The 17021-nt window shown below is 62.2% G+C and carries 18 protein-coding genes; 10 read left to right on the top strand and 8 right to left on the bottom strand.

Going from position 1 to position 17021, the window contains the following annotated elements; genetic code table 11:
* The first annotated feature begins 236 nt into the window (after positions 1-236).
* From hisB to AC07VG_RS26960, 6 genes are all read left to right on the top strand, one after another.
* Positions 237-830 carry an imidazoleglycerol-phosphate dehydratase HisB gene (gene hisB, locus AC07VG_RS26985; protein WP_495003698.1) on the top strand — a complete coding sequence of 198 codons (594 nt, stop codon included), beginning with the start codon at positions 237-239 and terminating at the stop codon, positions 828-830.
* Positions 830-1468, top strand: a complete 639-nt coding sequence (hisH, locus tag AC07VG_RS26980; RefSeq protein ID WP_495003697.1) for an imidazole glycerol phosphate synthase subunit HisH — start codon at positions 830-832, stop codon at positions 1466-1468. Before hisB ends, hisH begins: the two co-directional genes overlap by 1 nt.
* Positions 1469-1729 carry a DUF2164 domain-containing protein gene (locus tag AC07VG_RS26975; RefSeq protein WP_495003696.1) on the top strand — a complete coding sequence of 87 codons (261 nt, stop codon included), beginning with the start codon at positions 1469-1471 and terminating at the stop codon, positions 1727-1729.
* 41 nt (positions 1730-1770) lie between these two features.
* Positions 1771-2508, top strand: a complete 738-nt coding sequence (hisA, locus tag AC07VG_RS26970; RefSeq protein WP_495003695.1) for a 1-(5-phosphoribosyl)-5-[(5-phosphoribosylamino)methylideneamino]imidazole-4-carboxamide isomerase — start codon at positions 1771-1773, stop codon at positions 2506-2508.
* A 9-nt stretch (positions 2509-2517) separates the two neighbouring features.
* Positions 2518-3288 carry an imidazole glycerol phosphate synthase subunit HisF gene (gene hisF / locus AC07VG_RS26965; protein ID WP_017126987.1) on the top strand — a complete coding sequence of 257 codons (771 nt, stop codon included), beginning with the start codon at positions 2518-2520 and terminating at the stop codon, positions 3286-3288.
* A gap of 73 nt (positions 3289-3361) precedes the next feature.
* Positions 3362-4117 carry a substrate-binding periplasmic protein gene (locus tag AC07VG_RS26960; RefSeq protein WP_495022205.1) on the top strand — a complete coding sequence of 252 codons (756 nt, stop codon included), beginning with the start codon at positions 3362-3364 and terminating at the stop codon, positions 4115-4117.
* Between the two features lie 6 nt (positions 4118-4123).
* Here the strand turns inward: AC07VG_RS26960 and AC07VG_RS26955 are convergent, their stop codons facing one another.
* The 5 genes from AC07VG_RS26955 to gpmI form a co-directional block, all read right to left on the bottom strand.
* Positions 4124-5737 (bottom strand): trypsin-like peptidase domain-containing protein, encoded by a 1614-nt coding sequence (locus AC07VG_RS26955; RefSeq protein WP_495022204.1) that lies wholly within the window; start codon positions 5735-5737, stop codon positions 4124-4126.
* A 69-nt stretch (positions 5738-5806) separates the two neighbouring features.
* Positions 5807-6583 carry a divergent polysaccharide deacetylase family protein gene (locus AC07VG_RS26950; protein ID WP_495022203.1) on the bottom strand — a complete coding sequence of 259 codons (777 nt, stop codon included), beginning with the start codon at positions 6581-6583 and terminating at the stop codon, positions 5807-5809.
* Between the two features lies 1 nt (position 6584).
* Positions 6585-7904 (bottom strand): S41 family peptidase, encoded by a 1320-nt coding sequence (locus tag AC07VG_RS26945; RefSeq protein WP_495022202.1) that lies wholly within the window; start codon positions 7902-7904, stop codon positions 6585-6587.
* Between the two features lie 30 nt (positions 7905-7934).
* Positions 7935-9221 (bottom strand): murein hydrolase activator EnvC family protein, encoded by a 1287-nt coding sequence (locus AC07VG_RS26940; RefSeq protein ID WP_495003690.1) that lies wholly within the window; start codon positions 9219-9221, stop codon positions 7935-7937.
* 139 nt (positions 9222-9360) lie between these two features.
* Positions 9361-10896: a 2,3-bisphosphoglycerate-independent phosphoglycerate mutase gene (gpmI, locus tag AC07VG_RS26935; protein ID WP_495003689.1), complete on the bottom strand. Its 1536-nt coding sequence runs from the start codon at positions 10894-10896 to the stop codon at positions 9361-9363.
* Between the two features lie 148 nt (positions 10897-11044).
* On the opposite strand from gpmI, the gene AC07VG_RS26930 reads away from it, so the two are divergent.
* Genes AC07VG_RS26930 through secB form a run of 3 tightly spaced genes read left to right on the top strand, consistent with a single transcriptional unit; the run spans position 11045 to position 12244 of the window.
* Entirely contained in the window at positions 11045-11458 is a 414-nt protein-coding gene (locus AC07VG_RS26930) for a rhodanese-like domain-containing protein (RefSeq protein ID WP_495003688.1), read from the top strand.
* A 1-nt stretch (position 11459) separates the two neighbouring features.
* Positions 11460-11714: a glutaredoxin 3 gene (gene grxC, locus AC07VG_RS26925; protein WP_495003687.1), complete on the top strand. Its 255-nt coding sequence runs from the start codon at positions 11460-11462 to the stop codon at positions 11712-11714.
* Between the two features lie 47 nt (positions 11715-11761).
* A complete protein-coding gene (gene secB, locus AC07VG_RS26920) occupies positions 11762-12244 on the top strand; it encodes a protein-export chaperone SecB (protein ID WP_495003686.1) in 483 nt (160 codons plus the stop codon).
* 151 nt (positions 12245-12395) lie between these two features.
* Here the strand turns inward: secB and AC07VG_RS26915 are convergent, their stop codons facing one another.
* Positions 12396-12851 carry a tRNA (cytidine(34)-2'-O)-methyltransferase gene (locus AC07VG_RS26915; protein ID WP_495003685.1) on the bottom strand — a complete coding sequence of 152 codons (456 nt, stop codon included), beginning with the start codon at positions 12849-12851 and terminating at the stop codon, positions 12396-12398.
* Here AC07VG_RS26915 and AC07VG_RS26910 point away from each other — a divergent pair.
* Positions 12850-13290 carry a hypothetical protein gene (locus AC07VG_RS26910; RefSeq protein WP_495003684.1) on the top strand — a complete coding sequence of 147 codons (441 nt, stop codon included), beginning with the start codon at positions 12850-12852 and terminating at the stop codon, positions 13288-13290. The genes AC07VG_RS26915 and AC07VG_RS26910 overlap by 2 nt on opposite strands.
* 1093 nt (positions 13291-14383) lie before the next feature.
* On the opposite strand, the gene ntrC is transcribed toward AC07VG_RS26910, so the two are convergent.
* Positions 14384-15820 (bottom strand): nitrogen regulation protein NR(I), encoded by a 1437-nt coding sequence (gene ntrC, locus AC07VG_RS26905; protein WP_495004754.1) that lies wholly within the window; start codon positions 15818-15820, stop codon positions 14384-14386.
* Entirely contained in the window at positions 15817-16902 is a 1086-nt protein-coding gene (gene glnL, locus AC07VG_RS26900) for a nitrogen regulation protein NR(II) (protein WP_121136023.1), read from the bottom strand. Before glnL ends, ntrC begins: the two co-directional genes overlap by 4 nt.
* Between the last annotated feature and the right edge of the window lie 119 nt (positions 16903-17021).

The following is a 17021-nucleotide window of genomic DNA, read 5'->3' as shown; positions in this document are numbered from 1 at the left end:
CTCACCCTGTAGGCGCGAGCCTGCTCGCGATGGTAGTCGAGGCACGGCGGGGTATCTGATACCCCGCGTCATCGTTGACGCCCATCGCGAGCAAGCTCGCTCCTACAGGTCCTGACAGGTATATCCCCGACCCGCTGGATTCAGCCCGTCCGGGAGTTCACCTTGTGTGTTTCGGTTTGCCGCCCGCGCCCCTATAATGGTTGCCTTTTTCGCCCAATGATTTTGCGGAGCTGGTGATGGCCGAACGTAAGGCGTCCGTCGAGCGCGACACTCTGGAAACCCAGATCAAAGCCTCGATCAACCTGGATGGCACCGGAAAGGCCCGATTCAATATCGGTGTGCCTTTTCTTGAACACATGCTCGACCAGATCGCCCGTCACGGGCTGATCGACCTGGATATCGAGTGCAAGGGCGACCTGCATATCGACGACCACCACACCGTGGAAGATGTCGGTATCACTCTGGGCCAGGCCTTCGCCAAAGCCATCGGCGACAAAAAAGGCATCCGTCGCTACGGCCACGCCTATGTCCCGCTGGATGAAGCGCTGTCGCGGGTGGTCATCGACTTCTCCGGCCGTCCTGGCCTGCAGATGCACGTGCCCTACACCCGTGCCACCGTCGGCGGCTTCGACGTCGACCTGTTCCAGGAATTTTTCCAGGGCTTCGTCAACCACGCGCTGGTCAGCCTGCACATCGACAATCTGCGTGGCAGCAACACCCACCACCAGATCGAAACCGTGTTCAAGGCCTTCGGTCGTGCCCTGCGCATGGCCGTCGAACTGGATGAGCGCATGGCCGGGCAAATGCCCTCGACCAAGGGCGTCCTGTAATGCAGACGGTCGCGGTTATCGATTACGGCATGGGTAACCTGCACTCGGTGGCCAAGGCCCTCGAGCACGTGGGGGCCGGCAAGGTGCTGATCACCAGCGATGCGGCGGTGATCCGCGAAGCCGACCGGGTGGTCTTCCCGGGTGTCGGCGCGATTCGCGACTGCATGGCCGAGATCCGCCGCCTGGGCTTCGATGCGCTGGTGCGTGAAGTCAGCCAGGATCGTCCCTTCCTCGGCATCTGCGTCGGCATGCAGGCTTTGCTCGAACACAGCGAAGAGAACGCCGGCGTCGACTGCATCGGCCTGTTTCCCGGCCAGGTGAAGCTCTTCGCCAAGGACCAGCACGAGGACGGCGAGCACCTGAAGGTCCCGCACATGGGCTGGAACGAAGTGACACAGGTGGTGGATCACCCGCTGTGGCACAACATTCCGGACCTGGCGCGTTTCTACTTCGTGCACAGCTACTACATCGCCGCCGGCAACCCGCGGCAGGTGGTGGGTAGCGGGCACTACGGCGTCGACTTCGCCGCGGCGCTGGCCGAGGGTTCGCGCTTCGCGGTGCAGTTCCACCCGGAGAAAAGCCATACCCACGGCCTGCAATTGCTGCAGAACTTCGCCGCCTGGGATGGGCGCTGGTAAATGGCCGCGAAGAAGATCAAGCCGCCGATCCTGACCCTCGCTCCCGAACAGGAGAACGAGGCCAATCAGAAGATCAAGCGCTTCATGGAAGATCGCTTCGAACTGAACCTGGGTTCGTTCGAAGCGGCGGAAATCCTCGACCTGTTTACCCGTGAAATTGCTCCGCACTATTACAACAGGGCGATTTTCGATGTGCAGACGCACCTTAAAGAAAGGTTCGAGAGCATCGAAAGCGACCTGTGGGCGCTCGAGAAAAACTGATTTCCGAGTGAAGCTGAAAAAACGACTTTAAGGTTTTCCAGATGCTGATTATCCCCGCTATCGATCTCAAGGACGGTGCCTGCGTACGTCTGCGCCAGGGCCGCATGGAAGATTCCACGGTGTTCTCCGATGACCCGGTGAGTATGGCTGCCAAGTGGGTGGAGGGCGGCTGCCGCCGTCTGCATCTGGTCGACCTGAACGGCGCGTTCGAAGGCCAGCCGGTCAACGGCGAGGTGGTCACTGCCATCGCCAAGCGTTATCCGCACCTGCCGATCCAGATCGGCGGCGGTATCCGCTCCCTGGAAACCATCGAGCACTACGTCAAGGCTGGCGTGAGCTACGTGATCATCGGCACCAAGGCGGTGAAAGACCCGGCGTTCGTTGCTGAAGCCTGCCGTGCGTTCCCGGGCAAGGTCATCGTCGGCCTGGATGCCAAGGACGGTTTTGTCGCCACCGACGGCTGGGCTGAAATCAGCACCGTGCAAGTGATCGACCTGGCCAAGCAATTCGAAGCCGACGGCGTGTCCGCCATCGTTTATACCGATATCGCCAAAGATGGCATGATGCAGGGCTGCAACGTGCCCTTCACCGCCGCCCTGGCCGCGGCCACCCGGATCCCGGTGATCGCTTCCGGTGGTATCCACAACCTGGGCGATATCAAGGCCCTGCTGGACGCCAAGGCGCCGGGCATCATCGGCGCGATTACCGGTCGGGCGATCTACGAAGGCACCCTCGATGTCGCCGAGGCGCAAGCCTTCTGCGATTCGTACCAAGGCTGAGGACTCACCATGGCGCTGGCCAAACGCATCATCCCTTGCCTGGACGTCGACAATGGTCGCGTGGTCAAGGGCGTCAAGTTCGAGAACATCCGCGATGCCGGTGACCCGGTGGAAATTGCCCGGCGTTACGACGAGCAGGGTGCGGACGAGATCACTTTTCTCGACATCACCGCCAGCGTCGATGGCCGTGACACCACGCTGCATACCGTCGAGCGCATGGCCAGCCAGGTGTTTATCCCACTGACGGTTGGTGGCGGCGTGCGTACCGTGCAGGACATCCGCAACCTGCTCAATGCCGGGGCCGACAAGGTCTCGATCAACACCGCGGCGGTGTTCAACCCCGAGTTTGTCGGTGAAGCGGCGCAGCATTTCGGCTCGCAGTGCATCGTTGTCGCTATCGACGCGAAGAAGGTTTCGCTGCCAGGCGAAACCCCGCGCTGGGAGATCTTCACCCACGGCGGGCGCAAGCCCACCGGGCTCGATGCGGTGGAGTGGGCGAAAAAAATGGAAGGCCTCGGTGCCGGTGAAATCCTGCTGACCAGCATGGACCAGGACGGCATGAAAAACGGCTTCGACCTCGGCGTCACCCGCGCCATCAGTGATGCCCTGGGCATTCCGGTGATTGCCTCGGGGGGCGTCGGTAATCTCCAGCACCTGGCCGACGGGATTCTTGAAGGCCACGCCAGCGCGGTGCTGGCGGCGAGCATCTTCCACTTCGGCGAGTACACCGTGCCGGAAGCCAAGGCCTATATGGCCGCGCGCGGTATTGTGGTGCGCTGAGGGCAACAGGCCACTGGACAGCATGGCGGCCTCAAGTCACTCTTGAGGCCGCCATGGATTCCGGTTGCCTACTATGTCTAAACGCTTTTTCCTTGCACTGTTTTGCCTGATCGGGCTGTTGTCGGGCACGGCGGGTGCGGCGGACGCAGCCGATGACGGCATTGTCCTGCTGACGGAGAACTTCCCGCCCTACAACATGGCGAAAAACGGCAAGAACTTCGCCAAGGACGAGAACATCGAAGGCATCGCCGCCGATATTGTGCGTGAGACCTTCAAACGTGCCGGTATTCCCTACAGCCTGACCCTGCGTTTCCCTTGGGAGCGGATCTACAAGCTCGCCCTGGAAAACCCCGGCTACGGGGTGTTCGTCATGGCCCGGTTGCCGGAGCGCGAGAAGCTGTTCAAGTGGGTCGGCCCGATTGGTCCTGACGATTGGGTGCTGCTGGGCAAAGCGGGTAGCCCGATCGCCTTGTCGAGCCTGGAGCAGGCTCACCGCTACCGGATCGGCGCCTACAAGGGCGACGCTATCGGCCAATACCTGACGCAGCACGGGTTCAACCCGGTGCTGGCCCTGCGTGACCAGGATAACGCGAAGAAGCTGGTCGACGGCCAGATCGACCTGTGGGCCTCGGGCGATCCCGCCGGACGCTACCTGGCCCGGCAGGAGGGTGTGGCCGGGCTCAAGACGATCTTGCGCTTCAACAGTGCCTCCCTTTACCTGGCCCTCAACAAAGAGGTGCCCGATACAGTCGTTGCCAGGTTGCAGTCGGCGCTCGATCAGTTGCGCCGTGAAGGCGCGGTGGATCTGGCTTTCGGTCGCTACCTGTAAGGACGATCAGCGCGGCCTGAGGATATCGGTCCTGACCGGCGAGACTTGGTTGGCCTGGTCGTAGGAGCGTGTGCACAGCTTGATCGGCTCCCGGTACACCGAGAACAGCTCCTTGTATTGCCCGTTGGGCAGTTCGTCGATGCGGACTTTGATCGTCTTCGTTGCTATTTCGATGATGGGCGGAACGTTAGGGTCGGTGGGCAGCAAGATATCTTCTTCTTCCGCTTCCAGCGGCGGAGGAATTTCCTGGAAGCCGGTGTCGCTGTTGCAGTCAGTCGAGTGGGCGGGCCCGTACTTGTATTCATAGCGGGCATAAAACGGTGGGTAGTGCTGCCAGGTCACTGCGTAGGTTCCCAGCAGTGTTCTGTCCAGGGCGATGCTCATGTCTGGCGATCTCGCCGGTCCCGGCTCCGCCAGTTCGACGGCCAGGGTCAGGGCTCCTTTCATCTGCGCCGGGGTATGTTGCTGCGTTTGGGTTTCCGTCCCCAGGATGCAGAGCATCTGGATACCGGTTTGCGGGCCGATGGGCAGGTCGATCGTGGCGTTGTTACTGGGTGTGGTGGGGCCATAGCCTGTCGGGTCTTCGCAATCGGTCGCCCGGCGCGCGGTCTTGAACCGGTAGAAAGGCGTACTGAGGGTGAGCGGGGCTTTCCAGTTGGGGATAATGTCGCTATTGCCGTTGGGGCGCGCGACAAAGTACTGCTGGATCGGCTGTGGGTTTTCAAAGCTGATCGAGGTAGTCGGATACAGGTCGCACTTTTGCCGGTCGGCCGTCAGGCGGCCATCGGCAAAGCAGTGGTTCAGAAAGACCAGTGAGCTTCCGTAGTTGGTGCCGGGTTGCCAGTCGGGTTGTCCTTTGGTGATCTCGCAAGGTGATCCCTCCAGGCACTGTTTCTCTTCGCGCGTGTCATGGGTGGTGGTGGCGATAATGCCGAACAGTTCGCCGGTCGCCCTGTTCAGCAAAGGGCCGCCGAAGCTGCCCGCGGTGATGCCGCGGCAACGGTTTTTCATGGTCGAGCGCCAGACCCAGGGCTGTTCGAGGATCTCCACGCTGGCCAGGTGTGTGCAGGCGGACACCTGCAGCGTCGCCCATTCGGGTACGCCAAGCGCCAATATATCGCTCCGTGGACGAGGTTCGACGGCAGCCAGTTTCAGCGGCTCGATACCCTCGGCGAGCAATTCGGCCAAGGGCTTTTCAAGCTCGATAATGGCCAGGTCGATGCCGGTGCTGCTGCTCCAGGCCAGGGTTTTGAGTCGATAGAGTTGGAGTTGCTCAATGCTGTCGGCGAAGTAGTTGAACGCGACCGTGCCCGTAATGGGCAAGTCTTTCTGGGCCTCACGGTTGTCTTTGTGCAGGCAGCGGTTGCTGGTGACGATATAGGCGGGCGCATCGGCACGGATGTTTGGCGTGCGAGTGTCGAGAAGGCTGGCGGTGCAGAGTGCCTGGCTCTGGTTCTTGATCCGGCCGATGCCACTCCATTGCTTGAAGCGGCCGTCGAAGTTGCTGACGAGGCCGGGGGGCGCCATACCTTGTGCGCTGCGGGTGTCGACCTGGGCGTGGAGGTTGAAGGGCAGGAACAGTAGCGTGAGGTACAGGGTATTTTTCTGTGTGTGTTTCATGTCGGCTCAGTCAAGTTCGTGAGTCCTGAACTTACTGGCGCCGTTGGAGCGGGTGTGTATGGATAGATATCAGCGATAAACGCCTTGCTTGCCGTGGGCCTCGCTCGCCTGGTTGCCGCGTAGGGCGATCATCGATTTGATATCGATCCAGTCGATGCCCTGCTCCTTGAGCTTGGGCAGCTCGCGTTCGAGGACCGCCAGGGTCTGCGGGTACGGGTGGCCGATCACCACCGCCGAGCCGTGCTTGCGCGCCAGCCTGATCGCCTCTTCCAGTTGCGCGGTAATCGCCGGCTCGGTGCGTTCATTATCGAGGAATACATCCCGCGACACGCTGGCCAGGCCGATCTTCTGTGCTTCGGCCGCGGCGACGGTCTTGGCGCTGGTGCGGCTGTCGACGAAAAACTTGTTGCGCCGCTGCAATTCGCCCATCAGCCAGGCCATGGCCACTGGTTCGGCGGTCATGCGGCTGCCTTCGTGATTGTTGATCCCGCTGGTAAAGGGCACGGCCTTGAAGGCGGCGGCCAGGCGCGTTTTCAATTCATCGAGGGGCAGTTCGGGATGCCAGGCGAAAGGGCCGGTGGCCGGGTCCATGGGCATGTGCAGCATGATGATCTTGCCGGCGGCATGGGCCTCGCGGGCCAGTTCGGCGGCATGCGGGGTGTCGGGCATGATCGATGGGGTGACCGGCCCGGGCAGGGCCAGCACCCGACGGTCCCGGGGCAAGTTCTGCCCCAGGTCATCGATAATCAGGCTGAGGTAGGCTTTGGCGGGAACCGGCGGTTCGACCGGCGTTGCCTGGGCAACGCCGATCCAACAGCAGGTCAGGAGCAGCAGCCAGCGGCGCACCTCAGTTGCCGCGCGTCACGCTCAGGCCCTTGAGCAGGCTCAGCGCCTGGCCCAACTGGTAGTCGTCATCCTGCAGGCGCGGCTTGGCCTTGGTCGCCTTGACGCTCGGCTTGTCCGCGCCGCCGTTGCCGTTGCCCAGGTGACCCTGCAGATCGGCTTCCTTGAAGGTGTCGTCGTCCTGGGCGCCGGTGACCTTGGCCTGGCGCACTTCGACGTCGGGGATGATGCCCTGGGCCTGGATCGAGCGACCGTTGGGGGTGTAGTACAGCGCGGTGGTGATCTTCAGCGCGCGATCATTGCTCAGCGGCAGCACGGTCTGTACCGAGCCCTTGCCGAAGCTGGTGGTACCCATCAGCACGGCGCGTTTCTGGTCCTGCAGGGCGCCGGCGACGATTTCCGAAGCCGAGGCGCTGCCGCCGTTGATCAGGACCACCATCGGCACCGCTTCGCTTTCGTCGTGGCCGGTGGCCGAGAAGCGCAGTTCGGAGTTGGCGATCCGGCCCTTGGTGTAGACGATCAGGCCCTTGGTGATGAAGTGGTCGACCACTTCCACCGCGGCCTGCAACACGCCACCGGGGTTGTTGCGCAGGTCGAGGACGATGCCGTTGAGCTTCTTGCCGTTTTCCTTGCGCAGGGCCGTCAAGGCCTTGGAGACCTCTTCGCCGGTCTTGACCTGGAACTGGGTGATGCGGATATAGCCGTAGCCGTTTTCCAGCATCTGGCTGCGCACGCTCTTGGTGCGGATGATCGCCCGGGTCAGGGTCACATCGAACGGTGCACCGCCGCCGCGCACCAGGGTCAGGGTGATCTTCTGGCCGACCTTGCCGCGCATCTTGTCGACGGCTTCGGTCATGGTCTGGCCGCGGGTCGGCTGGCCGTTGATCTTGACGATCAGGTCGCCGGCCTGCACGCCGGCCTTGGACGCCGGGGTATCGTCGATCGGCGAGACCACCTTGACGAAGTTGTCTTCCATGCCGACTTCGATACCCAGGCCGCCGAATTCGCCGCTGGTGTCTTCCTGCAGCTGGGCGAAATCGTCCGGCCCGAGGTAGGCGGAGTGCGGGTCGAGGTTGCTGAGCATGCCCTTGATGGCATTCTCCAGCAGGGTCTTGTCGTCCACCGGTTCGACATAGGCGGCCTTGATCCGGTCCATGACCTCGGCAAAGGTGCGCAGCTCGTCGAGCGGCAGCGGGGCCTTGGCGGTGACGGCCGGAGCGGCGGCCGGCGCGGGCTGGGCAGGTTGCGCAGCGAACGCGTGGGGCGCACCGATCACCAGTGCGATCGTCAGGGCCAGCGAGGTGAGGCGGGACAAATGCAACATGTCGAACGAACTCCTGATTAAGAGGCGGGCCTATCCTTGGGCGCGGCACCATTGGGCCGGATCACTCGGGTGACCCTGCTGACGTATAGCGAAATACAGTGCGGGTGCGTCCTGACCGCCACTGTTGCCTACAGTAGAGATCGACTCACCGGCTTTTACCACATCGCCCGCGGACTTGAGCAGCGTCTGGTTGTGCCCGTAGAGGCTCAGGTAACCGTTGCCGTGGTCCAGAATGACCAGCAGACCGGCGCCCCGCAACCAATCGGCGAACACCACGCGGCCACCGTGCACGGCGTGCACCTGGCTACCGGCGGCGGCGCTGATCATCACCCCGTCCCACTTGGTCCGGGCGTCATCGCCACGGGTTTCACCAAAGCGCGCAAGCAATCGACCATCAACCGGCCATGGAAGTTTGCCGCGCGCTGAAGCAAAAGGGCCGCCGAAGGATTCTCCCGCGCTCGAGACCAGGGCTCCAGGCGTGGTTTTACGCGGAGGGCGTGGGCTGTCGTCGTTGGCGAGCGCAGCCTCACGCTGGCGCTTTTTTTCGGCTTCCTGCTGGGCGAGCAGCGCTTTCTGACGCGCTTCTTCCGCCTCGCGGGCCTGGCGTGCCAGGGTTTCTTCGATGGTCTTGAGAACTTTCGACAGGTCGGCCTGGTCCTGTTCGCGGGCGGCGAGCTTCTGGTCGCGGACCTTCACGTCGTCATTGAGCTTGGCCAGGGCCGCCTGGCGTTCCTTGCGGACTTTGTCCAGTTCGTCGCGCTGGCTGTCCAGGCTGCTTTTCTGCACCAGCAACTGGGCTTGCTGCAGGTTGATGTCGTTCTCGACGTTGGCCAGTTGGCGCAGGGTTTCGTTGAAATTCTTCAACTGCTCCAGGCGCGCCTGGCTCAGGTAGTCGTAATAAGTCAGGGTGCGGGCGAATTTTTCCGGGTTTTGCTGGTTGAGCAACAACTTGAGGTACTCCTGGCGGCCGCCCTGGTAGGCGGCGCGGGCCTGGATGGCGATCAGTCGTTGCTGTTCAATCCGCGCGCTCTGGAGTTTTTTTTTCTCTCCATCGAGCCGCTGCAGTTCGCTTTCGCTCTTTTTCAGCTCTTTCTGCAGGGCGTCGACCTGCTTCTCCAGCTTGCCCATCTCGGTTTCGGTGCCGCGTAGCTCTTTCTGCACGCCGGATTTTTCTTCCTGCAACTTGCCCAGGAGCTTTTTCAGCTCAACGATATCCTGACGCGTGGCGTCCAATTGTTGCTGGGTTTGCGCGCGCTCGTCGGCAAAGGCCGGTTGGAGCAGGCAGATCAGGGCTAGGGCGATAAGGGCGCGAAGCATGGGGCGGGCGACACCTGGGAACGGGACGCCCTAGTATGCCCGCCGCGCGCTGCAAAAAAAACGCCCAAAAGCGGTTGCTTTCAGGCGTTTCCGATAAAGAGGTAGGCCGCAGGCCAGCGGCCGGCCTGATTTACGGTGTTTAGAGGTCAGTCAGGATCGACGTGCCGGTCATCTCCTGCGGCTGTTTCAGCCCCAGAAGCTTGAGCATGGTCGGGGCGACATCCGCCAGCACGCCACCTTCACGGACCTTCAGCGGCCGTTTGCCGACATAGATGAACGGTACCGGCTCGGTGGTGTGGGCGGTATGGGCCTGACCGGTGGATTCGTCTTCCATTTGTTCGACGTTGCCGTGGTCGGCGGTGATCAGTGCTTCGCCGCCGACCTTGTCCAGGGCCTCGACGATACGTCCTACACACAAATCCAAGCATTCCACTGCTTTAACGGCCGCATCGAATACACCGCTGTGGCCGACCATGTCGCCGTTGGCGTAGTTGACCACGATCACGTCGTAGCGCTGCTGTTCGATGGCCTCGACGATGCGGTCAGTGACTTCCGGCGCGCTCATTTCCGGTTGCAGGTCGTAGGTCGCGACTTTCGGCGACGGGATCAGGATACGTTCTTCGCCCGGGAAGGGTTCCTCGCGACCGCCGGAGAAGAAGAAGGTCACATGGGCGTATTTCTCGGTTTCGGCGATCCGCAGCTGGGTCTTGCCGTTTTTCGCCAGGTAGTCGCCCAGCACGTTTTCCAGGCTGCCCGGGGCGAAGGCCGATGGCGCGGGGATGCTGGCGGCGTATTGGGTGAGCATGACGAAGCCGGCCAGCTTCGGTTGGCGGGCGCGTTCGAAGTCCTTGAAGCCGTCTTCGACGAACACCCGGGTCAGTTCGCGGGCGCGGTCGGCGCGGAAGTTCATGAACACCACGGCGTCGCCGTCTTCGACCGTGACTTTCTCGCCAATGCTAGTGGCCTTGACGAATTCATCGCTCTCGCCACGTTCATAGGCGGCCAGCAGGCCTTCCTGGGCGCTGGCGGCCTGGAATTCGGCCTGACCGTCGACGATCAGGTTGTAGGCCTGGGCCACGCGGTCCCAGCGGTTGTCGCGGTCCATGGCGAAATAACGCCCGACCAGGCTGGCGATACGGCCCTTGCCCAGGGTGCGGAAGGTTTCGTCGAGCAGTTCGATGGATGACTGGGCGCTTTTCGGCGGGGTGTCGCGGCCGTCGAGGAAGGCGTGCAGGTAGATTTTCTCGGCACCGCGCTTGAACGCCAGTTCAGCCATGGCCACCAGGTGGTCCTGGTGGCTGTGCACGCCACCCTCGGACAGCAGGCCGAGGATGTGCACGGCCTTGCCTGCGGCCACGGCCTTGTCGACTGCTGCGCCGATCGTCGGGTTGTCGAAGAACTCACCGTCGCGGATCGCCTTGGTCACGCGGGTGAAGTCCTGGTACACCACGCGGCCGGCGCCGAGGTTCATGTGGCCGACTTCGGAGTTGCCCATCTGCCCGTCCGGCAGGCCGACATCCATGCCCGAACCCGAGATCAGGCCGTTGGGCTGGGTGGCGACGAGGCGGTCCAATACGGGCTTTTTCGCCGAATAGACAGCGTTGTAGTCATGGCTCTCACTGTGACCGAAGCCATCCAGGATGATCAGGACCAAAGGTTTAGGCGTGGTAGTCATGGATGGCTCTCGCGGCTGGATTGAAAGGACATGGAAAAAAGAGTCGCAGTTTAAAGCCAAGTTCACAGGCCGTCACCGCCGGGCGGGGTTTGGCCGACCTTGACGGCTGTGTATACTGGCCCACATTTTAACGCCCTGGAACCTCCTGATGGTCGATCACCTGATTGCATTTGCCACTAGCCACTATCTGTTAGCCGGCGCCTTCGTGCTCCTGCTGGCCTTGCTGATTGCCCATGAAATGAGCCGCGGTGGCGCCAGCCTCAGCACCGGCCAGTTGACTGCATTGGTCAACCAGGAGCAGGGCGTGGTCATCGATTTGCGTCCGAGCAAGGATTTTGCCGCCGGTCACATCGTCGGTGCGCTGAACATTCCCCAGGACAAACTGATGGCTCGCATCGGCGAACTGGAAAAGCACAAGGCCAAGACCCTGATTCTGGTCGACGCCCAGGGCCAGCACTCCGGGACTCACGCCCGCGAACTGCTCAAGTCCGGTTTTATTGCCGCCAAGCTGTCCGGCGGTATTTCCAGCTGGAAAGCCGACAATCTGCCGCTGGTGAAGTGATATGGGCCAGGTCGTCGTCTACTCCAGTGATTACTGCCCTTACTGCATGCGGGCCAAGTCGTTGCTCGGCAGCAAGAACGTTGCCTTCGACGAGATCAAGGTCGACGGCAAGCCGCAGGTGCGTGCTGAAATGGCCCAGAAAGCGGGGCGTACTTCCGTGCCGCAAATCTGGATCGGCGACCGGCACGTGGGTGGCTGCGATGACCTGTTCGCCCTCGAGCGCGCCGGCAAGCTGGATGCGTTGCTAGAAGCTTGACTCCCCCAACCCTTTAAAGCCCTGAAGATCAAGAAGGATCTGCTGCGATGACTGACCAACAGAACACTGCTGCTACCGAAGAAGAAAGCCAACCGCAATTCTCCTTGCAGCGTATCTACGTGCGCGACCTGTCCTTCGAAGCCCCGAAAAGCCCGGCGATCTTCCGCCAGCAGTGGGAGCCGAGCGTTGGCCTGGACCTCAATACCCGTCAGAAAGCCCTGGAAGGCGACTTCCACGAAGTGGTACTGACCCTGTCGGTCACCGTGAAGAACGGTGAGGAAGTGGCTTTCATCGCTGAAGTGCAGCAGGCCGGTATCTTCCTGATCAAGAACCTCGACGCGGCTTCCATGAGCCACACCCTGGGTGCGTTCTGCCCGAACATCCTGTTCCCGTACGCTCGCGAAACCCTGGACAGCCTGGTGACCCGTGGTTCGTTCCCGGCGTTGATGCTGGCCCCGGTGAACTTCGATGCCCTGTACGCGCAAGAGCTGCAGCGTCTGCAGGAAGAAGGCGCGCAAACCGTTCAATAAGCGGATTGCACAGTCTTTGTAGGAGCCAGCTTGCTGGCGATAGCGACCGATCAGGCGATGCAAACCTCACGGGCCTTATCGCCGGCAAGCCGGCTCCCACAGAAAAAAAGCGCCTGTCCGGCGCTTTTTTTGTTCAGGCGGCGCCTGGTTTTCAGGCAAAGCCCAACTGGCGCCAGCCTTCGTAGACTGCCACCGCCACGGTGTTGGACAGGTTCAGGCTGCGGCAGCCTTCGCGCATCGGCAGGCGCAGGCGTTGTTCGCCGGGCAGGGCCTCGAGCACCTCGGTTGGCAGGCCACGGCTTTCCGGGCCGAAGAGAAACGCATCACCCTCGGCGAAGCGCGCATCGTGGAACAGCCGCGAGCCCTTGGTGGTGAAGGCGAACAGGCGCGGGTGAGCGAGGCTTTCCAGGCAACTGGCGAGGTCGGCGTGGGTCTTGAGCGTGGCGTACTCGTGGTAGTCGAGGCCGGCGCGGCGCAGGCGCTTGTCGTCCATTTCAAAACCGATGGGCTCGATCAAATGCAGGTGGCAGCCGCTGTTGGCGCACAGCCTGATAATGTTGCCGGTGTTCGGCGGAATTTCTGGTTGAAAGAGGATGACGTGAAACATGCACGGCTCCGAAGATAAAGATGAGCTGCATTCTACCCCTGAAGAGGACCCGCGACCGAAGCTATTGCCGCGGGTGCTGGGGTCGCTGGCGCTTGTCGGCTTGATGGTCGGGATGATGATCGGTCGCCTGACCGCGCCCCAGCCCCTGGAGTTGCAGCAGGTCGACGTGGTGCCCGAAGGGGTGGTGCTGTGGTTCAGCGCCGAGCCCAAGGTACATGGCGAGCAGGTTGACGGTACCGTGGCGCTGCTGTTCGATGCCGAGGGTAAGGCGCAGAACGGCCACTTGCAGGTGGCCGGCAAGGACGCCAACTGGCGTGTGCGCTTGAGTGACAAGGGGTTGTTGCTGACGCTGCTGGCGGCGCGTCCGTTGCACGGCGAGTGGGCCGGGGCCAAGGTGGACGGCCGCTGGAGATTGGCGATCAATCTGCGGGAGGAATAAAACAGGGAATCTCCGGCCTGCCTGTACCGAAGCTCCCGGAACCGCTGTCGTGCTCGTCGCGCTGGGCGCCATGAGTCCGGGTGTTAAAGAGGGAATTCCTGGCCTGCCTGTACCAGGGTTCCCAAAAACGTCTGGGCTCGTCGCTGTGAGCGGTATGAGCCCGGTGTAAAGAAGGGGAGTCCCGGCCTGCCTGTACCAGGGTCCCCGAAAGCGTTTGGGACTCGTCGCTGCGAACGGTGTGAGTCCCGGTGTAAAGAAGGGGAGTCCTGACCTGCCTGTATCAGGGTCCCCGAAAGCGTTTGGGACTCGTCGCTGTGAGCGGTGTGAGTCCCGGTGTAAAGAAGGGAAGTCCCGGCCTGCCTGTACCAGGGTCCCCGAAAGCGTTTGGGACTCGTCGCTGTGAGCGGTGTGAGTCCCGGTGTAAAGAAGGGGAGTCCTGACCTGCCTGTATCAGGGTCCCCGAAAGCGTCTGGGACTCGTCGCTGTGAGCGGTGTGAGTCCCGGTGTAAAGAAGGGAAGTCCCGGCCTGCCTGTACCAGGGTTCCCGAAAACGTCTGGGCTCGTCGTGGTGAGCGGTATGAGCCCGGTGTAAAGAAGGGGAGTCTCGGCCTGCCTGTACCGGGGTCCCCGAAGCGTTTGGGACTCGTCGCGGTGCGCGGTGTGAGTCCCGGTGTAAAGAAGGGGAGTCCCTGACCTGCCTGTATCAGGGTCCCCAAAACTGGGTTGTACTGGGGTTGTTGCAGGGCGCGTGCCAGGTTTTGAAAAGATGCCAATGTTCGTCTCGATAATTTTCAAGATGTGTCTGAAAGCCCCGGGATACGGGGGCTTTCCGCTGGCGCGGGAAAACGCGGATGACGCTTGCGCGGCCTGATTCTCTGCTCGATAGCGGTTCAAGGCGCATTGCCGTGGTGCACAGCTCTCTATTGTGGGAGCTGGCTTGCCGGCGATGAGGCCGGTGAGTCTTGCATCGATCTTGCGGACGCCATCGCCGGCAAGCCAGCTCCTACAGTGGTCCGTGTTAGTGCCACTTATATGCAGGGCATAAAAAACCCTCTGCAGCCTGGCTGTAGAGGGTTTGGTTTGAAGCGACGGATCAACCCTCGTCGCTGTCGTCCTCATCGCCGCCATCGACCTTCATGCCCAGCTCCTTGATCTTGCGAGTCAAGGTGTTGCGACCCCAGCCCAGCAGCACGGCGGCGTCGCGACGGCGGCCGGCGGTGTGCTTGAGGGCCGTCTCGATCATGATCCGCTCGAAACTCGGCACGGCGCTGTCCAGCAGGCTGGATTGCCCGCGGGCCAGTGCCTGGTCGGCCCATTGGCGCAGCGCCTGCTCCCAGTTGGTCACTGGCGCCGAATCCTGCGGCAGGTTCAGCAGCTCCGGTGGCAGGTCGCTGATATGCACCTCGCGCCCAGACGCCATCACGGTGATCCAGCGGCAAGTGTTCTCCAGCTGACGGACGTTGCCTGGCCACGGCAGGTTCTTCAGGTATTCCTCGGTTTCCGATTTCAGCAGCTTCGGCTCCACCGACAACTCCTGGGCGGCGCGGGCGAGGAAGTGCTTGGCCAGGGTCGGGATGTCTTCGCGACGGTCCGACATCCGCGGGATATGGATGCGGATCACATTGAGGCGATGGAACAAGTCTTCACGGAATTTGCCGGCGTGAACCAGGGTTTCCAGGTTCTGGTGGGTCGCGGCGATGATGCGCACGTCGACCTTGACCGGCGTATGCCCGCCGACCCGGTAGAACTCGCCGTCGGCCAGCACCCGCAGCAGGCGGGTCTGGGTGTCGGCCGGCATGTCGCCGATCTCGTCGAGGAACAGGGTGCCGCCATCGGCTTGTTCGAAACGCCCGCGCCGCAGGTTGGCCGCGCCGGTAAAGGCGCCTTTTTCATGGCCGAACAGCTCGGACTCCATCAGGTCCTTGGGAATCGCCGCCATGTTCAAGGCGATGAACGGTTGCGCCGCCCGTGGACTGTGGCGGTGCAGGGCATGGGCCACCAGTTCCTTGCCGGTGCCGGATTCGCCATTGATCAACACCGTGATGTTGGAGTGGCTGAGGCGCCCGATGGCGCGAAACACTTCCTGCATCGCCGGCGCTTCGCCGATGATTTCCGGGGTCCGGGTCAAGGTCGGCGCCACGTCCATGCCTTGCTGTTCCTGGGCATGCTGGTTGGCGCGCTTGACCAGTGACACCGCTTCATCGACGTCGAACGGCTTGGGCAGGTATTCGAACGCGCCGCCCTGGTAGGACGCCACCGCGCTGTCGAGGTCGGAATGGGCGGTCATGATAATCACCGGCAGGCGCGGGTGCTGCTCGCGAATCCGCGCCAACAGGTCCAGGCCACTGGCGCCGGGCATGCGGATGTCGGAGATGATCACATCCGGCTGCTGACGGACCAGGCGGCTCATTACGCCATCGGCACTGTCGAAGCTCTGGGTGGTCATCCCTTCCTGTTGCAGGGCTTTTTCCAGGACCCATCGGATAGAACGGTCGTCATCGACGATCCACACGGTTTCACTACGGCTCATGTCGATGTGGCTCCTTGTTCCAGTGGCAGAAAGATCGAGAACGTGGTGTGGCCGGGGTGGCTCTCACACTCGATCAGGCCCTGGTGCTGGCTGATGATGTTCTGGGTAATGGCCAGGCCTAGCCCGGTACCGTCCGGGCGGCCGCTGACCATGGGATAGAAGATGGTTTCCTGCAGCTCGGCGGGAATCCCCGGGCCGTTGTCGATGATCTCGATCTTGGTCACCAGGCGATGGCGCACATGGCCGATGGTGAACTGGCGGATTGCCCGGGTGCGCAGGCTGATGCGGCCCAGGCGCAGCTCGTTCTGGCTGCTGATGGCCTGCATGGCGTTGCGCACGATGTTGAGTACGGCCTGGATCATCTGTTCACGATCGATCAGCACATCGGGAATACTCGGGTCATAGTCGCGCACCAGATTGATGCAGCCTTGGCTTTCGGCTTCCACCAGGCTGCTGACGTGTTCCAGCACTTCGTGGACATTGGTCATCGCCAGGGACGGCAACTTGTTCGAGCCGAGCATGCGGTCCACCAGATTGCGCAGGCGATCGGCCTCTTCGATGATGACGTTGGTGTAGTCCTTCAGACTTTCTTCCGGCAGCTCGCGGGCCAGCAACTGCGCGGCGCCGCGAATCCCGCCCAGGGGGTTCTTGATTTCGTGGGCCAGGCCGCGCACCAGCATCTTGGTGGTTTCCTGCTTGGACAGCTGCGCCTCTTCCTTGGTGATCCGCAACAGGCGGTCACGCGGGTGCACTTCCAGCAGCAGGAGGGTCTCGCCCTGGCTGAGAATCGGGGTCACGGCGTAGTCGACGGTCAGGGTCTGGCCGGTCAGCGCCGTGAGCATGGCTTCGCGCTTGGTGAACGGGTGCGCCTGTTCCACGGCTTGGCGCAGGGAGTTCAAGGCCTCGACCGACTCGGTGAACAGTTCGCTGATGAACTGGCCATGGCTGCGCTGGCCGCTGATGGCCAGGAGCATTTCCGCCGCCGGGTTCATGTACTCCAGACGCAATTCGGCGTTGAGCAGGATGGTAGCGGTGGTCAGGTTGTCGAGTAACAGTCTGTGCAAGGCGTCGCTGATGGTCATGGGGACCTCTTTTGGAGCATGGCAAACGGGGCCGGTCCCGATTTGCGCGCGCGAACAAGGCGCCGATACAAGGAAAATGCAAAAACCAAACCAAGGCTCCGAAAAGAAGCGCGAATTGC

The sequence above is a fragment of the Pseudomonas sp. GW821-FHT03C07 genome (genome assembly GCF_059420925.1).
This window is presented reverse-complemented; position numbering and strand designations above follow the sequence as displayed.

What these genes read in the sequence shown, in the direction of transcription:
- ntrC (WP_495004754.1), bottom strand. Translation starts at nt 15,820, where the DNA reads ATGAGCCGTAGTGAAACCGTGTGGATCGTCGATGACGACCGTTCTATC.
- AC07VG_RS26940 (WP_495003690.1), bottom strand. Translation starts at nt 9,221, where the DNA reads ATGCTTCGCGCCCTTATCGCCCTAGCCCTGATCTGCCTGCTCCAACCG.
- gpmI (WP_495003689.1), bottom strand. Translation starts at nt 10,896, where the DNA reads ATGACTACCACGCCTAAACCTTTGGTCCTGATCATCCTGGATGGCTTC.
- hisA (WP_495003695.1), top strand. Translation starts at nt 1,771, where the DNA reads ATGCTGATTATCCCCGCTATCGATCTCAAGGACGGTGCCTGCGTACGT.
- AC07VG_RS26960 (WP_495022205.1), top strand. Translation starts at nt 3,362, where the DNA reads ATGTCTAAACGCTTTTTCCTTGCACTGTTTTGCCTGATCGGGCTGTTG.
- hisH (WP_495003697.1), top strand. Translation starts at nt 830, where the DNA reads ATGCAGACGGTCGCGGTTATCGATTACGGCATGGGTAACCTGCACTCG.
- AC07VG_RS26945 (WP_495022202.1), bottom strand. Translation starts at nt 7,904, where the DNA reads ATGTTGCATTTGTCCCGCCTCACCTCGCTGGCCCTGACGATCGCACTG.
- hisB (WP_495003698.1), top strand. Translation starts at nt 237, where the DNA reads ATGGCCGAACGTAAGGCGTCCGTCGAGCGCGACACTCTGGAAACCCAG.
- AC07VG_RS26975 (WP_495003696.1), top strand. Translation starts at nt 1,469, where the DNA reads ATGGCCGCGAAGAAGATCAAGCCGCCGATCCTGACCCTCGCTCCCGAA.
- secB (WP_495003686.1), top strand. Translation starts at nt 11,762, where the DNA reads ATGACTGACCAACAGAACACTGCTGCTACCGAAGAAGAAAGCCAACCG.
- hisF (WP_017126987.1), top strand. Translation starts at nt 2,518, where the DNA reads ATGGCGCTGGCCAAACGCATCATCCCTTGCCTGGACGTCGACAATGGT.
- AC07VG_RS26915 (WP_495003685.1), bottom strand. Translation starts at nt 12,851, where the DNA reads ATGTTTCACGTCATCCTCTTTCAACCAGAAATTCCGCCGAACACCGGC.
- AC07VG_RS26930 (WP_495003688.1), top strand. Translation starts at nt 11,045, where the DNA reads ATGGTCGATCACCTGATTGCATTTGCCACTAGCCACTATCTGTTAGCC.
- AC07VG_RS26910 (WP_495003684.1), top strand. Translation starts at nt 12,850, where the DNA reads ATGCACGGCTCCGAAGATAAAGATGAGCTGCATTCTACCCCTGAAGAG.
- glnL (WP_121136023.1), bottom strand. Translation starts at nt 16,902, where the DNA reads ATGACCATCAGCGACGCCTTGCACAGACTGTTACTCGACAACCTGACC.
- AC07VG_RS26955 (WP_495022204.1), bottom strand. Translation starts at nt 5,737, where the DNA reads ATGAAACACACACAGAAAAATACCCTGTACCTCACGCTACTGTTCCTG.
- grxC (WP_495003687.1), top strand. Translation starts at nt 11,460, where the DNA reads ATGGGCCAGGTCGTCGTCTACTCCAGTGATTACTGCCCTTACTGCATG.